The 16,074-nt window shown below is 33.0% G+C and carries 17 protein-coding genes and 2 tRNA genes; 4 read left to right on the top strand and 15 right to left on the bottom strand.

Annotated features, from left to right (window positions below; genetic code table 11):
- Window positions 1–15 precede the first annotated feature (15 nt).
- From NTZ27_05325 to NTZ27_05315, 3 genes are all read right to left on the bottom strand, one after another.
- Window positions 16–1,416 carry a M20/M25/M40 family metallo-hydrolase gene (locus NTZ27_05325; GenBank protein ID MCX6174155.1) on the bottom strand — a complete coding sequence of 467 codons (1,401 nt, stop codon included), beginning with the start codon at window positions 1,414–1,416 and terminating at the stop codon, window positions 16–18.
- A gap of 119 nt (window positions 1,417–1,535) precedes the next feature.
- Window positions 1,536–1,775: a 50S ribosomal protein L28 gene (gene rpmB, locus NTZ27_05320; protein MCX6174154.1), complete on the bottom strand. Its 240-nt coding sequence runs from the start codon at window positions 1,773–1,775 to the stop codon at window positions 1,536–1,538.
- A 122-nt stretch (window positions 1,776–1,897) separates the two neighbouring features.
- Window positions 1,898–2,389: a ferritin gene (locus NTZ27_05315; protein MCX6174153.1), complete on the bottom strand. Its 492-nt coding sequence runs from the start codon at window positions 2,387–2,389 to the stop codon at window positions 1,898–1,900.
- Between the two features lie 169 nt (window positions 2,390–2,558).
- On the opposite strand from NTZ27_05315, the gene mtgA reads away from it, so the two are divergent.
- Complete coding sequence (gene mtgA / locus NTZ27_05310; protein ID MCX6174152.1) at window positions 2,559–3,266, top strand: monofunctional biosynthetic peptidoglycan transglycosylase; 708 nt, start codon at window positions 2,559–2,561, stop codon at window positions 3,264–3,266.
- An 11-nt stretch (window positions 3,267–3,277) separates the two neighbouring features.
- Here the strand turns inward: mtgA and NTZ27_05305 are convergent, their stop codons facing one another.
- Together NTZ27_05305 and NTZ27_05300 are read right to left on the bottom strand one after the other, a co-directional pair.
- The gene (locus tag NTZ27_05305; protein ID MCX6174151.1) at window positions 3,278–3,730 is read right to left on the bottom strand and encodes a hypothetical protein; all 453 of its coding nucleotides are present in this window, start codon (window positions 3,728–3,730) and stop codon (window positions 3,278–3,280) included.
- A gap of 13 nt (window positions 3,731–3,743) precedes the next feature.
- Window positions 3,744–3,831 (bottom strand) — tRNA-Ser (locus NTZ27_05300).
- A 143-nt stretch (window positions 3,832–3,974) separates the two neighbouring features.
- On the opposite strand from NTZ27_05300, the gene NTZ27_05295 reads away from it, so the two are divergent.
- Window positions 3,975–4,061, top strand: a tRNA-Ser gene (locus tag NTZ27_05295).
- Between the two features lie 131 nt (window positions 4,062–4,192).
- Here NTZ27_05295 and NTZ27_05290 read toward each other — a convergent pair.
- The 10 genes from NTZ27_05290 to NTZ27_05245 all read right to left on the bottom strand — a co-directional run bounded on the left by NTZ27_05290 (window position 4,193) and on the right by NTZ27_05245 (window position 12,895).
- Window positions 4,193–4,945: a hypothetical protein gene (locus NTZ27_05290; protein MCX6174150.1), complete on the bottom strand. Its 753-nt coding sequence runs from the start codon at window positions 4,943–4,945 to the stop codon at window positions 4,193–4,195.
- A gap of 92 nt (window positions 4,946–5,037) precedes the next feature.
- Entirely contained in the window at window positions 5,038–5,406 is a 369-nt protein-coding gene (locus tag NTZ27_05285) for a hypothetical protein (protein ID MCX6174149.1), read from the bottom strand.
- Between the two features lie 73 nt (window positions 5,407–5,479).
- Window positions 5,480–5,980 carry an NADAR family protein gene (locus tag NTZ27_05280; GenBank protein ID MCX6174148.1) on the bottom strand — a complete coding sequence of 167 codons (501 nt, stop codon included), beginning with the start codon at window positions 5,978–5,980 and terminating at the stop codon, window positions 5,480–5,482.
- Between the two features lie 24 nt (window positions 5,981–6,004).
- Window positions 6,005–7,081, bottom strand: coding sequence for a tyrosine-type recombinase/integrase (locus NTZ27_05275; protein MCX6174147.1), 1,077 nt, complete (start codon window positions 7,079–7,081; stop codon window positions 6,005–6,007).
- Window positions 7,082–7,351 carry a helix-turn-helix domain-containing protein gene (locus NTZ27_05270; GenBank protein MCX6174146.1) on the bottom strand — a complete coding sequence of 90 codons (270 nt, stop codon included), beginning with the start codon at window positions 7,349–7,351 and terminating at the stop codon, window positions 7,082–7,084. It lies immediately after the preceding gene.
- A gap of 40 nt (window positions 7,352–7,391) precedes the next feature.
- Entirely contained in the window at window positions 7,392–8,177 is a 786-nt protein-coding gene (locus tag NTZ27_05265; GenBank protein MCX6174145.1) for a hypothetical protein, read from the bottom strand.
- Window positions 8,177–9,571 carry a hypothetical protein gene (locus NTZ27_05260; protein MCX6174144.1) on the bottom strand — a complete coding sequence of 465 codons (1,395 nt, stop codon included), beginning with the start codon at window positions 9,569–9,571 and terminating at the stop codon, window positions 8,177–8,179. The genes NTZ27_05265 and NTZ27_05260 overlap by 1 nt, the downstream gene beginning before the upstream one ends.
- 149 nt (window positions 9,572–9,720) lie before the next feature.
- Window positions 9,721–10,149: a hypothetical protein gene (locus tag NTZ27_05255; protein MCX6174143.1), complete on the bottom strand. Its 429-nt coding sequence runs from the start codon at window positions 10,147–10,149 to the stop codon at window positions 9,721–9,723.
- A 223-nt stretch (window positions 10,150–10,372) separates the two neighbouring features.
- Window positions 10,373–10,870 (bottom strand): hypothetical protein, encoded by a 498-nt coding sequence (locus tag NTZ27_05250; protein MCX6174142.1) that lies wholly within the window; start codon window positions 10,868–10,870, stop codon window positions 10,373–10,375.
- Between the two features lie 183 nt (window positions 10,871–11,053).
- Window positions 11,054–12,895 (bottom strand): hypothetical protein, encoded by a 1,842-nt coding sequence (locus tag NTZ27_05245; GenBank protein MCX6174141.1) that lies wholly within the window; start codon window positions 12,893–12,895, stop codon window positions 11,054–11,056.
- Between the two features lie 177 nt (window positions 12,896–13,072).
- Between NTZ27_05245 and NTZ27_05240 the strand changes: the two genes are divergently transcribed.
- Both NTZ27_05240 and NTZ27_05235 read left to right on the top strand, forming a co-directional pair.
- Window positions 13,073–13,366: a DUF5659 domain-containing protein gene (locus NTZ27_05240; GenBank protein ID MCX6174140.1), complete on the top strand. Its 294-nt coding sequence runs from the start codon at window positions 13,073–13,075 to the stop codon at window positions 13,364–13,366.
- Window positions 13,335–15,872, top strand: coding sequence for a hypothetical protein (locus tag NTZ27_05235; protein ID MCX6174139.1), 2,538 nt, complete (start codon window positions 13,335–13,337; stop codon window positions 15,870–15,872). Before NTZ27_05240 ends, NTZ27_05235 begins: the two co-directional genes overlap by 32 nt.
- Window positions 15,873–16,074 lie beyond the last annotated feature (202 nt).

Here is a 16,074-nt window from a genome sequence, read left to right as displayed (position 1 = left end):
AGCAGCGGGGTTTTTTTATAATCCTTCTTCGCTTAATAAATAACTCATGATTGCAATTGCAGCAGTGCCAAGTTCCATTTCTCTTGGATGAACAGCAGTGTAAACATCATTATCTGAATGATGAAGATCCATATATCGTTGATCATCAGGCACATAACCTAAAAGAGCTTTTGCATTTTTTATTTGTCCAACATCGCCGCCGCTGCCGCCTTTGCGAATCCATTCTATATCAGCTTTATTTAATACGGGTAACCAACTTTGCATTTTCATTAATGAAAGAGAATCTGTTGTTACTGAAAAACCTCTTGGAGTAAAAGCACCACGATCGGATTCTATTCCTGCTAAATTAATTTCTGATGAGGTAGAGGAAAATTTTCCGTACTCAATTCCACCACGCAAACCATTTTCTTCATTAATAAAAAGAACACAACGAATGGTTCTCTTTGGTTTGATGTTAAGTCGCTTTAATAAATCCAAAGCTTCCATCGTTTGAAGACAAGGAGCGCCGTCGTCATGAGCACCGCAGCCTTTATCCCAACTATCAAAATGACCGCCGACTACAATAACTTCATTTGGTTTTTCGCTGCCGGTTGATTGCCCAATCACATTGTATGATTCTACTTCAGGAAAACTTTTACAATCCATTTTTATGGTTATGTTAAGATTAGGTTCAGACTGAATCGCTTTACTTAAAAAATCAGCATCAATCACACTTATAGCCGCACTTGGAATTTGTTTAACATTATCATCATAAAGCATAACGCCGGTATGTGGAATGTTATCATAACTAGATTGAACAGACCGAACAATTACAGCAGCGGCACCAATCTTTGAAGCTTCTATAGCTCCATTAATTCTTTGATCAACTGCTTTTCCATAACCTTCAAATGTGTTTAGTAAACCGTTATCAAACGGACGGTTATAAAAAACAATTTTACCTTTTGCTTTGTCACCAAGATTTTTAACTTCATCTAACCCTTTCACTTCAATTACTTGCCCGGAGATTCCCGCTTTTGAAGTACCAATGCTTCCGCCATAGGAAACAATGGTTATTTTTTTGTTCAAATATTTTTTTGATTTTGAAATGTATGCCTTTTCAATTTTTCCTCTTACCCACTTAGGAACCATAACAGGTTGCAGCCAGACAGAATCGAACCCGCATTCCTTCATTTTATTTTTTGCCCAGGTAATTGCTTTAGAAGAATTTTCAGATCCGCTTAACCTTGGACCAATCGAACATAATTCATTTAACCATTTGTAACCTTTTTTATCTAATAATGCAGAACGAACAATTTTACCGGCAATCTCATTATAGTTTTGAATTTTATCTGGTGGCAATTGCTGTGCTTGTAATTTTATTCCCATTGCGAATAAAATTGTAAAGGTAAGTAATGGTAAATATATTTTTCGATTCAATTTATCCTCTCGAGTTTTGTTCGGGCAAAGTTATTAGTCCACTTTGCTAAAATCAATGAAATCTTTTTAAAACAAAAAACCCCCATTTAATCGGGGGTCTTCTTTCGAGAAACTAAAGTTTATCTAACCTTAATCTTTTTCTCATTTACAAGTTTTGCAATTTGGGATGTTCCGTTCTTGGATATAGTTCTCAATGCACTTGCAGAAACTTTTACTGTTACGAATTTATTCAATTCTTTTACCCAAATTCTTTTTTTCTGAAGATTTGGCAGAAATCTTTTCTTTGTTTTATTATGTGCGTGAGAAATACTGTTACCGGCCACCGGACCAATGCCAGATACTTGACATCTTCTAGCCATTTTTTAACCTCTTTAATTCGATTTTTGGTGGCGAAAAATAGTAAAAAATATCTTAACGAAAAAATTTTTGAACAAATAAAAAAAAGCGGCTGAATAGCCGCCTTTGTAAAGCAATTAAAAGATTATTGAGCCCTCATTCCTAGCTCACGATCGAGAAGGAATAGGGAAGTTTTGTTATCATTCAATAATTTGAATTTGTGGACGATTTGAGCAACCGTTGAGACTTCTTCAACTTGTTCTGTTATGAAATAATTTAGAAATAAACTTGTTGAATAATCTTTTTCTTGTACCGCTAATCCGGCAAGACTGTTAATCCTTTCGGTAATGTAGAGCTCATGTTTATGAGATTCTTCAAAAACCTCCAGCGGCGTTTTCCACTTTGATTTTGGTTTTTCTATGCCATCAAGTAAAACTCTTCCATCTACATCATTTAAATATTTAATAAATTTCATTGCATGACTGTATTCTTCTTGTGATTGAACTTGCATCCATTTTGAAAAGCCAAGCCAATTTTCACTTTCAAAATAAGCCGACATTGATAAATATAAATATGATGAAAATAATTCCGCATTGATTTGTTCATTCAATGCTTTTTGCATTTTATCGGATATCATTTGAACCTCTCATTATTAAGTAATTTGATTTCTTATTATTCAACTTACTATTTAATTAACAAATCCGTATTAGATTTAGTTCTAATTAGCGCTTTATTTCTGTAAGAAATTTTAAGTATGTTCATTCTAAAGTCATTAAATTTATTATGTGAAAAATTCTTATTAGAAAATGAAAATACCACTCAAAGTCGTCAAATTTTTAGCTTCATTATTTGCTCTATATACGGCATTTTCAATTTTCATAATACTCTTCTTCAGAATAATTGACCCGCCAGTTTCTGCATTCATTAATTCTAGAACAGATCCGTTTTTAGGGTTGATCTCTTTTTCAGATGTAAAACAAAAATCTGTATCAATCCAAAATGTTTCAAAATATGCAGCGTTGGCAGTTATTGCATCTGAAGATCAAAAATTCTTTGAACATTTCGGATTTGATTTTGAACAAATTGAAAAAGCAATGAAAGAAAATGAACACCGGAAAAGAATTCGCGGGGCAAGTACAGTCTCTATGCAAGTTGCAAAAAATATGTTCTTATGGTCTGGTAAAAATATTATCCGTAAAGGATTTGAAGCTTATTACACTTTGATGTTGGAATTACTTTGGAGTAAGGAAAGAATTATCGAAGTATATTTAAATATTGCAGAGATGGGAAATGAAATATATGGGATTGAAACCGCTTCAAAAATTTATTATGGAAAACCTTCTATAAAACTAAATCCCACAGAAGCCGCAACTATAATTGCAGTATTGCCAAATCCAACCAAACGCGATCCTCGTAGACCGAGCGGGTATCTAATGCATCGTCGTGATAATATTTTACAGCAAATGAATTTAATCGGCGGGGTAAATATTTTGAATGAATATATTTCCTACTAATATCACATCATTTAATGGTTACTTCCATCTGGCGTAATATATTCCAAACACTTTACTAAGATCTTATAAATATCTGAGTTTTTCATTATCGGAAAGTTGTAAATAAAATTCAGATTTTCTGTATTGCGATAATAATTATAATGTTTTAACACATTATTATTCTTATCATAATAAATGATTTGCATAATTCCATATCTGAAAAGTTCTTTACTAATATGATAGTAAGTTTTTACTTTATAGATATCGCCGTTTACTTCTTCCATTGTTAATGGAGGATTTACTTCTTCTAAAGACCAGACATAAATTTCATTACCTTGAAATCCCGACAAACCGGTTACATTGATATAGAGAGTTTTATCGTTTTCGATTGAAACAGAAACCCAATTTTCTACAGATGATTGAGCTTGTAATATTTTTGTAGGAAAAAATATCAAGTAAAGAAAGAGAGGAATATAAAAGTGCAAAAGATATTTATTGCGGAAAGGGGGGGATTCGAACCCCCGGTTCCGGAATCCGGAACAACGGTTTTCGAGACCGCCGCATTCAACCACTCTGCCACCTTTCCTTTATGATTAAGTTTGGATACAAAGTTATAAAATTAATAACACTTTATCATTTTGAAGAATTAGAAATCAATTTAGTATTACATCTCTGAACAAATTTTTTTCTGTTACCGATTCTTAATATATTTACAAACCAAACTTCAACGGAGAGGTGCAGGAGTGGTTTATCTGGCTACCCTGGAAAGGTAGTGTACCTGCAAGGGTACCGAGGGTTCGAATCCCTCTCTCTCCTCATAGAAAATAAAAACCTCGACTATAACAAATGAATGCTGTTTTCGAGGTTTTTGTTTTTTAAAGGGGTCTGTGTAGTCTGCCTAATGAGGTGTATTCTGCCTAGTTGGTCATTTTTTGGTCACAAGATTTTTATTCCAATTCTGAAAAATCATGGGGTTGTGTAGTTTCGACCACCCTGTTAAAATTGATCATTTCCAATACTGTTTCGAAGAAATTTCTTGATCTATTATTGAATTTAAATATCACTATAAACAAATATTCCATAAAATATTTTTCAGATATACCCGCGTAATTAAGCGACCTAACTTTTAAGAAACTAAGGAAATTATTCACTGTATTGAAATCATTTGTTTTTTTACCGATCCATTTAGAGTTAAGTAGAAAGGAATAAATGTTTCCAAATTTTCTATAACGTATTGGTTCAATTCGCATATATGATTTATTCTTGAAGCAACTATTTACTTCTTCTTTATTAATAATAATCTTCTCATCCAATACATATAGAACATATCTATTATTATTTTCTCCTAAAATTGAATAATCTTTGAGAATTAGATTATTGATCGAATTAATAATATACAACACTGCTCGTCTTTCAACCTCTATTTCTTTGCTAATCATTACCGGGTTATTGTCTTCTAAAAATAATTTTAATAATGCTATAAATTTTGCTGCCGAAATATGCCTCCCTTCAAGAATACTATCCTTTCTTTTATGCCATTCTTTTTTGCATTTATAACACTTTATTCTACTGCGACTTATTTTTCCTATCTTGTTAGAGTTGCAATGAGGGCAGTTGGTCCAGGTCTTTAGAATTCCTTTCTCTAGCAAATAACGTTCTGCGAGATTTTCATCTTGTAAATATTTTGATAATTCAATCATGTTCACATAGCCTCCATTAAACAACAAAAGCCGCCACAGGTGTGACGGCCTTTTATGTTGATTTTAATTTCCTTCTTTGAATATCTATTAGGTCATAAAATCTCAGTCACATATGTTAATATCTCTTCGCCTGACGGTTGTTTGTAATTTAAGAATGGCAAAAACCGCAAATGAATTCGTTTATCTTGAATATCGATATAACCATCAGTCAAGAGATTTTTTACTTTTTCAAGGCGTATGTTTTCCGGCTGTCTTTTAAGAAATGGTAATACATTCTCCTCAAAAATGAAATGCAATCCACAGTTTTTTTCTGCGTAGAAGGCGCTGATTGATTCAATAATTTGTAATGAAATTTTTTCACTCTCTCGATCAAGGAAAGCAAGATTCTTAAAAAGTTGATCGACAATTTTCAGCACTTCATTTCTTAAATCTAGATTTACATGATTAGAATTATTTTTCAAAGTTTCCTCACGAATTTTATTAGTAAAACAGCCACATTAGTGACGGCTTTATAATGTTTAATTGAATCGTTAATTAATTACTGGAAGTTGTTTTTGCTTCAGAAGCTTTTAGTTCGTCACGTATTTCCATCCAGAGTTTACCAAGTTGATTTTCGCCCACCCATATGCCATCTTTTTTAACAGCGCCCCAAAATCTAGCTGACTCTCTATCATGTGTTGTACAATCTTCAATAATAATTGCATCACCGGTTTCGAGTAGTTGTTGTTTGAGATCTGGACGCTGCTCGATTTTTAATTTAAGGCACATTTTCATCCATGGAAGATCTTCAGCAGCTTCATCCCATTTTTCACCACGATTGAGAAGATCTCGATTCTTACGAGCTTTCATCTTAGCACCCATTGGAGATTTTTGAATGAAGATTTCGTTTTGAACATCCGGATAATTTTGAAATCTAAGCCATTGGACTAAAGCTTCTGCAGTTCTGAATACTTTGCCAGCATACTGGATTTGATGTGGTGACATATTTGAAAGCCAACCACTAGGCTCTTTTACTTTTGTAATTGTTATTGCCACAATTTATTTCCTTATAATATAAACCTACTCTTTAGTACGCTCGTTAATTAATTGATCTAGTTTGGAGACTTGTTCATACAACTTTGTAGGATCAATTTTAGTGTAGTGACCGGTCATAGTCTTTGGCTTATGGCCCATCAAATATCCACGAACACTCTCGCTAACCCCAAGCTGTTCAAGATGCGATGAAAAGCTATGTCTCCATTTATGCAGCGTTGCATTCTTGGAAATTCCGGCTTCCTTTGCTATATCTTTGCAAACACGGAGCAGTTTGTCCTCATCCATTTTTGTATTTCGAGAAGAAGGAAAAACATATTCCGAATTTTTGGTGTTATTCATTTCAGTAAGCATTGTGAATAAATAATTACTCATAGGAACGTCCCTTTCGGATGATTCGGTTTTAGTTGTGAATGATCCATCGGTTCTTATTTCAATCATTCGTTTTACGAAGCTGACTCTATGCCATTTAAGTGATAGCAGTTCTTCTCGTCTCATCCCAGTTAGAAACATTCCAAGAAATATTTTTTTATAAATAATATCCATATTGACAGCAAAGAATGATTTGATCTCAGTTTCCGTGTAATATTCTTCTTCACGTTCTAGCATAGTCTTGTTCTTTTTCCTTTCCATCTTAATATGTGAGAATGGATTTTTCAGAATCAAATCTCTATCAACGAGATCCTTAAACAATGACTTGATAGTTGAGAGATAGAAGTTTTTAGTTTTTGCAGATGCTTTTGTATTTATGATTATGTCTCTATACTTATCTGCATGCACACGAGTAAAGTCGGCCGCAAAGTTTATACGCTCATTGTCTACGAAGTTTCTGAAGAATTCAAACATACTTTTGTATTTGGTATAAGATGCTGGAGCGAGTGCTCCCTTACACTTTATCGCTTGGTCAATAAGGGCGGGGAGAGGAGTCGGAATACTTTTCAACCCTACCTTCGCCAACTTTAATGTGTATTTTTCATCTTCTGTCATCGCGATATACTTAGATGCTTCCTTTCTATTTCTAAATACTTTTCTGTAGCGCCTGCCTTGTTTATCCCTAACATCAGCTTGGAAGTTTCCACTTTTTGTTTTTCTAATTGTTCCCATTTACACACCTTCCTCTAATATTCGCGCTAATTCAAAAACATTTACCATGTATCTATCGCCAAACTTGATTGCAGAGATTTCGCCGCAAGAAATTTTTTCACGTACGAAATCATAACTGAGATTCAATACTTCAGCTACTTCTGCAAGAGAGTAATTAATCTTGTTCGGAAATCGATTATTCAGTATGTCAAAGAACTTAGTGCTGTTTAACAACTGGTCGTTTGAAGAACTCCCACTACTAGGAGCGGGGATACATATCTTCTTTGCCATTATGGATCTTATACCTGATTATATTCATAAGTATCAATCATCAAACCGGCAACGAGTGCTTCTGCAAGACAGATTTAATACTCGTCTTCCAACGAATTTTCGGATTAGTCCGAAGTTGATCGTACAGCTTGATGATGTTCTGATCGCTCTGCCACTGAATTAATTGCAGAGCTTTCTTTTCTGTTTTGGGATTAAAATGACCATTAAACTCTAGACGTCCCCGGCCGGTGGTGCCCAGAAGTCGATTGATCTTTCCAATCCAGATAGTCTCCGTTACATAAGGATCAACTTTTTTAACTACCCGCTCAATGTGATCATCCAACATCGGTTCGCAGCTAACACTTGTCTGAAACCCTTTATTAGAAGCATGTTTCAAACAAGAAAATCTTTCCTTAAAGTCAGGAGCTCCTGGTTCCCAAAATTTTAAAACATTATCATCCACTGAACCAATACTGAATCTGAACAATATTTTATCTTTATTTTGATCAAATTCTTTACAGATTCTTTTGATGCATTCGAGATGCGGCTTACTGACTATTAATAGATCATTACCCGCCTCAAGAATTTTTCTAAGGAACTGAATTGATTCATCGAGATGATTTGGTGTAATATCATGTGAAGTTGGAAACATAACTTGCTTATCATATTTCTTGAAGTTAGTATCTAGAGCATGCTGCCTTACAATTTCTGTTGTCCAATTATTGTTTTTTAACCAACCATATTTCTCAGCCAATTCATTAGAATAACAATACAGACAGCCGTGCTCGCAACCGATTATATAGTTAGCAGATTGGCATTTCCAATCGTCGTGTTTATTAATATTCATTATTTTTTCCTTTTACGTTTTGATTGATAAACTGTATTACTGTGGACAGCGATGTTATCAAGACCTAATTTTTCCCACATATCGGGCGTTTCAGCAGCGAGTTTTATCAGTTTTTTATTTTTAGGTTTTAGTGCATTAATCATGGCAGAGTATATTTTTATTCGCTCATCTTCTGAGTAACGCCAACGCTTATCTCCCTTCATTGGTGGAACGAGTTGTTGTTGATTATTGAATAAGGTAATATTAAGATTTACTTTCTTGATATGATTTATGAGTTGCGTTTTGTATCTGACACATCCAACTTTAATATCTGCTACCTTTGACAGGTCAATCTCTTTTTCAATTTTTAATATCAGTTTCTTGTAGTCATTCTCATAATTTTTATACATGATAATTGGTTCTATAGCGAGTTGCACATTAACGCCGGCAGCAATTAATTTATTTGTTGCTTTAATTCGATCATTTTGGGAAAAGCAACGGTTCTCGAAATTTTTTATTGCAAAATTTGTGTTAAGATCAATATTGATGTTCAACCGATCTAGGTTACTATGCTTGAGAATATTTGTAAGATTAGGACATTTAGTTCTTAGTTTAATTCGAAGATTTTTATCTTCCTTTAACCAAGAAAGAAGTTCATCCATTATGCCTGTTATATGATCTAAACCTAACACATCGGTATATTCACTTATATTAATCCATAGCGGATTTTTCTTGTTCTTACTATAATATTGAGGAAGGTTGTTTAATATCTTCTTGTATGCCGGATCGTTAATATCTAACCCCAACTCCTTAAAGTAAGCCTCTATATTTAATTTCAAATACTCTAAAGCTTTTTTATGCGTGTTAATATTATTTCTTTCTGATAGGACAGCTTTGCGTATTCTATTATCACATACATCTTTAAATCCCTCGGGGACTTTCATTAGTGCTTCTTTATTATAAAATGATATTGCAGACCACAACGTCAAGCACATTTCATGAACGAACTTTTCCTTTTTGACTTCTTCCCGAAATCTTTCTAGATCTACATAAACCCGATTCCAAGGAGTTCCTCTTCCTGCGACTTGTAAGTAACAAAACTCACATCCCAATGGACAATGAAAAGCGAGTTTTCCCATAATCCCAATATTTTCTGCAATGTTGCCTGGCGACGCAAAAACTTCCATGAAAGGAGCACCGATAGAACGGGTGCAAAGCAGAAGAGTTTCATCTAAATATTCTTTTTGTTTAACCGGCGTTAACCCCTTAGGTAATTTGGGTATTTGGTTATTGGAATAAATTATTTGAACAGTTGGATTTATTTTTTTTACTCTGGATATAATTAAATCTGTTCTCGAATTAACTTTTGCTGTTGATGTAATTATCAGTCGAGTTGGTTTATATAAATTATCCAATATATGGTACTCCTTCAGTTTAATTTTTTATTATTATAGTGTAGCTACTACTCTGCTTTTTTTTTAATTATTGATTTGAAGAACTTATGCGGCGCTAATCTTGATGGAGTAAGTAGGACTAAAGATTAATTTTTATAAATGATCAGACTTTATTTTTTCTTTTTCTTAAGATGTTGTGCATAGCCTAAAAGATTCCTAACGTGAGAAAAATCAAAAACTATTGGTTCATCATCTTTTGTATTGAATGCCAACATTCCCATTGTTAATAAATAATAAACTGCATCAAGTCTGTAATATTCTTCTTTCAAATGAGCGAAGCTTTGATACACTTTCTTAAAAGTCGTTCTATCATTTTTGTGAATAAAGTATTCCGAATAAAAATCAAGAATACATAAAGCAAGAGAGAGATCGGTGCTCTTCGGCTCCTTAGCGACTCTATTACGAAGGAACGACAACAATTTATTGCCAAATAAGAATTCACCTACATCCATTACCAGTCTCTGCAAATCTTCATTGGGACCTACTTCAACTAATCTAAAATCAAAATGAGAGGTCTCTTTGTCTACTTTTGAATTCATAAGAACTCCTTTTTTTAGTTTATGTTATTGTTATTTGCTTTCCTACTCAGGCTAAACCATCAAGATAGTGCCGCAGCAGCTATCTTCAATCAATCAACATTTCAAAGAATCTTAAAAAAATTATTTTAATTACGCTTAAAACATGACAAAACATTTAATGAAACGTTTTGAAATCAAGTGTAGTCATTTGAAATTATGTGTAATTAAATGTTACTTGATGAAGTCATTTAATAATTTTGATTATTGCATGGTCTTGCTTGTCATATACAATAAAAAAATCTTTTCTGGTTAGCTTAAAAAGATTTATCGTATTTCTAAAAACATCTGCTAATGTTGAATCATGTTCCCCAGTACTACATAAAGTGTCTATTTTTTTTATAAGCCTATGTTTGTTTACTTTTAGTCTATTATAAAAATCAAGTTCACTTTCTTTTTCTAATTTTATTCCAGACTTACGTACATAAGATTCAATAGTGTATTCTCCGGGATTCAATAAGAGATAATTAAGAATAGTCAGGGAGCTGCTTCTAACAATTGATCCTATGGGTAATTTATCGTTATCGAAAAATTCCCATGTAGACTGTCCATTTGGGAAACTCTTAATGTTGAGGTAAAATATTTTTGTATTTTGTTCAGTGAAAAAGTCAATTCTGCAAATAGAAGAGGAACCCGATTTTTCCTTTCCACTCTGGTTTTTTTTTGATCCTACTATTTTTCTCATTTATACACTAAAGTTTATTTAGAAGAAAACCTTTCTTGGGTGATTCACATTGAAAAAGAAAGGATCTTTATATATAGAGGATCATATATGGAGTGAGGAATTCATCAAAAGACGGAACGTCTTCTCTCACTCGTGGTGTGAGTAATTCCTATTGTAGTCGATTAGTGTAGGATGGGGAAAGCCTTATTTAAGAATCCAATCAATATCTTCTGATGGATTAAAACGATATGCATATACTCCTGGCACTTTCTTAACTGATTTATTAAGACAGTCGTATAGTTCCTTAAACTCTTTTAAACTTATTTTTGCCCTTTTCATAGCTATTGATATTTTTTTATAGTTAGATTCTGAGGTGGTAGATGTTCTGTCGGGGTTGCCATGTATATCAGTTTTTGATTTTATATCGCTCTTTATGGCCGCAATTTCTTCTTTATATTTTTTTATCAATTTTGGATTAGTTGTCTTTGCTGTTTTTTGCTCAAGTTCATTAATCTCATTCTTTTGTCGATTGATTTCTTTTTTTGTGTATGGGATTGTAGAGCTCTTCTCAGAGCTCGTATACCAATATTCCGCTAATTGATCTACATGAATATTTTGAAAGGGATATTTTGATTGAAGGTACATTAAAGTATAAATCCATAAAAACCCAATTAAATTAGGATCCTTTGGAATAATAACTCTCCCTTTAAAAATAATTTCTACTTGTTTATTGAATTCAGCTTTAAAAACAGAAATCTCACCATGTGGTTTACTTAAAGTTTTCTCCAGCTTATATTTATCTGAACGAAGATTTTTAATCTCTTTCTCGTATTCATCTTTTTGTTGGTTTACCGCTTTTAGTAATTCATATTTATCATTTTTAGTTTTATCAAGATTTTTTTTTAGCTTGGAATATGGAAGGTAATCTTTCCATCCAAGTTCTTGAGTTAAGCAGTACCAGAAAAGATAGTCTGTTGGAAAGTTTTCCTTCGATATGCTTTTTCTAAATAAAAGTGAGAGTTCCAATAGTTTATTAAATGAACCAGCTTCCAACAAGATTTTATTGAAATAATTCAGCAAGGAAGTATTAATTGTGGAAGCTTTTGCAAAAAGGTTTAATGGTAAATCTAGAAATACCAATAAGCATTCATATAAGTATTTTTGATTGGATCGAAATTCAGGTAGTTGTGTTCTGTTACTTGTTGGAATATTTAATTCATTTAGAAATTTACTTTGTCTGCCCAATAAGATTAATTTATATTTATGTGACACCAATCGACTAATCTGAGAGATCATAATACTATTCTGATCGGGGGATAATTCTTCATAATCTGTGATTATAATCAGTTGTATGGATTCAGGCATTATGTAAAGATTATTAGATATATTAATCAAATAAGTATGTGGATATAAGTTTTTAAATGATTCTAGGAATCTCTGTTTTACTAAATCACCATCTACTTCTAGAAATGATATTGAATTTTCTTGCCGACTATTTTGGAACTTAGCAATATTTTGAAAGCATCCGATCGATAACATGTTTCCATGTTTAATATTAAGTGTAGTTATGTTGTCTGAATCACTTAAAATTTGCGTTATGCTTTCTTTTAAACCAAAGTAGCGAGGTCGATCTGCAATCATCTTTTCTGATATTGTTGGATTCTTAAGATCAAAGATTTTATAATTTTTCAACTGAGGTCTGATTTTGTGGATAACTCTCGAATCTTTATCAATCCATAAAAATAATTCTCTTTCGTAGTCATTCAATCTATGAACTAGAGATTTTAATGAATCAGAACTTCCATTTGTCCCAACCATCTGAATTTTATAGCCAATCCTTTTTAAAAATGTTCTCTGATTCTTAGGTACATTTAACAATGTGTTATTGAGTTTTTTGGAGTCAAAACTGCTTTTAGGTTTCGTAATTACTATTACTTGATCAATCAAGCCAATATTGATATATCTCCATTTATCAACAAATTTATTTATAACGTAAGATATTTTTGAACCTTGATTACTATTCGGAATTTCTATAACAATATTCATGAATTACCTCAACAGTGATTTTTATTCTATTCTCTCTAGAAATAGTACATATCTTAATGCAAAATAAAATACAAAAAGAATGTTTCAAAATTTGCCTTTCAAGAAACCATAGTTTATAATTATACAGAGGACTAATTAAATCTTTGTCCTTTATAAACTTCTAATCCTGGGGGGATTATGAACACCTTCTTAACACAAGATTTTTACCTAGCAAGTTTCCTCATGGCAAGTAATTACCGCATTCTGGATTATTATAGAAAGGCTGGGTTTACTACATTCGTTTTTGAAGAAACACCGCAATTAAAAGACTACGTAAATAACTTCTACGCAGAAAAAACCTTGATCGAACCGGTAAAACACGGTCGAGCAATCAAGGCCTTGAAGAGCATGATACATAGCATCAACTCTTCGTTATCAACTTCTAATCTGGAATTAAACAATGGATCCAATAATAAAAGCAAAGGTATTTAATGAATACAAAGCAGTAAGACAAGAAAGAATAAATTTTACAAAGCAACTGCAACTTGTAACTCTTGAAAAAATATTCAAAGAAATACAAACCTCACAAAAACTTAAAAACCTAACAACACAACTTCGTGCAATTAGTGACGAAGAAGAACAGAGAATATTTAAAACAAAAAACTTTCCTTATTTCAATCTGGGTACATTCAGAAACGATCACCGTAAAAATGAAAACTTAATTTCAACATCTTTTTTCATTTACGATTATGATCATCTTGATAATAGACTTAGTGCTATGATAGAAGATCTAAAGCAAGATAAAAGTGTTTTTGCTTATTTTGTTTCTCCTCGTGGCAACGGATTGAAAGTCATTTACCGATTGGAAGAACCGATTACCGACCACAAAAAGTATTCTATATTATATAAACACTATGCAAATATTTATAAAATAGATCTTGGAGCCGATCCAGATAAAACATCGGATGCATCTCGCGCATGTTTTTTTAGTTATGACCCGGATATGTACGTTAATATCGGAGCAGTCCCACTTGAGATTTCAATGAACAATGAAATAAAAGAAACATCAATTAATAGTTGTGACATCGACAAGATTGAAAATCTTTCTGGAACCACACAGGGGAATAGAACTCACCAAGCAACACAGATTATAGGAAAATTTATTGCGAAGGAGATGGATAGGGAGTCAACACTTGGATTCATGTCTATCTGGAACAAACAAAATACACCACCGCTACCAGATGAAAAAATAATTTATACGGTAAATGATATGTATGACCGGTATGAACAAAAGTCAAAACTACTTTCAGTAAATTTTACTGAAGAAAATAATTCGTACTTCAAAACGGTAAAGAAGGGAAAAGAATTCTTCACAATAATGATAACATCATTTATAATTATTCCAAGGGAACTTCTAGTGATGGATCACGGAGACTGTTTGAAATGTGACGTTCAGTCATCCCAGGGGAATTATTATAAAGACATATTGATTGAAAATATTGATTGGCATACAAAACAAAAATTCTTGAAATCATTAGGACACCAAGATTGTGTTTTTTTAGGTTCGGAGAATGATCTTCAGGCACTGTGTCAGTTTACACAAGTGAGTATTCCGCTACGCAAAACAGGAACAAAAGTTGTCGGATTACATGAAGATGTCTGGGTTGTTGAGGGAGTAAATATAACTCACGCCGGCGCAGAACAAGATCAACGGATAGTTCCTTACGATAAAGGCTGCGATGCTTTTTATCATAAAATAAAATACAAAGAGCTAAGTAAGGCAGAGCATCAGTGTATGATAGGGATTTTCTATGACCAGATTCTAAATGTTAATAAACCAAATAAAATTCTAGCTTATCTTGGATGGCTGTTCGCAACTCCATTAAAACCGAAGATTGAAAATATGATGGGTGCATTCCCACTTCTATTTGTACACGGCAGTCACGGTTCAGGTAAAACAAGTATGTCAAAGATATTTGCGAGGCTTGTAGGTTATTCTGATCCAACACCAAACAGTGTCACACTAAAAACCTTCCCCTTGCTTAAGATGTTATCAAGTACAAATGCAATACCTCAATGGTATGATGAATTCAAAGTTGCCGATATGAAAGAAAATGACGTGGATAATATTCTACGTTTTATGAGAAAGGCATATGCTGGAGAACTGGAATCAAAAGGAAGAGCTGATCAAACAGTGGAAAATTACAAGATTTCAGCTCCGATGGCTGTAATGGGAGAGTGGAATATCAATCAACCTGCAATAATGGAACGTGTACTAATCATAAGATTAAATGATGAGATTAAGAAAAATGTTGAAATGAGAAGAGCCTTTGAAATTATTAATGATCTTGAGTTGGAAGGATTTATGCCCAAATTTATAAAGTATTGTTTGAATATAAATGTTACAGATCTACTTCAAACAGCACAAGCATTTGTAACTGATCACTTCAAATCAATTAATGTTCCACCAAGAGTCCAAAATAATATGGCTGTAATGGTACTTGGATTAGAGTTGTTACGTGAACATGCTCATAAAAACAAAGTGGTCGTACCGGAAGTATATTATGAACAACTTCTTGATGATCAACTAGAAGAACTAACGGGTTCAAAGAACGGAACGGTTCGTTCTGCAGTAGACCAGTTAATTGAAGAGCTGTCTATAATGGCGGAGAAGAAAAGAATTAATGAAACTGAAGATTATAAAATAGTAAAACTTAAGAATGGTACGAGCTTTTTAGCTATTAAATTTATGAAGGTGTTTAGGGAATTCAAGATTTATGCAAAGCAGACAAACTATGAAGGAGATTTATTGGACGAGTTTTCATACGGGAAGATGTTCGATGATTGTAGCTATGTCTTTCAAAAGAACTGGCCAGTAAAGTTTGACGACAAAACTTGTAGATGTTTGTGTATCGATATTGAGAAAGCAAAAGAACATGGAGTAGTATTAGAGGGATTTGGTTACAATGGGTTACATCTGGTTACATCTGAATTGTAACCGAAAAACCGAGATTTTAAACTAAAAAACAAGAATATAATTACTGGTTACATAGTTACATAAATTATGATATACACTCAACATTAGAGATAGAATGAGCACTTATATAAGAATAGAACATATAACGAAAAGGGTAGGTGTGTAAAAATATCGTGTAACTGTGTAACCGTGTAACCGGAGGGTGGTGTGGTGTAGGTTAGAC

Source organism: Ignavibacteriales bacterium (genome assembly GCA_026390775.1).
GTDB lineage: Bacteria > Bacteroidota > Ignavibacteria > Ignavibacteriales > Melioribacteraceae > Fen-1258.
The sequence above is the reverse complement of the archived record's forward strand: the minus strand, read 5'-3'. Positions and strand labels throughout refer to the sequence as shown.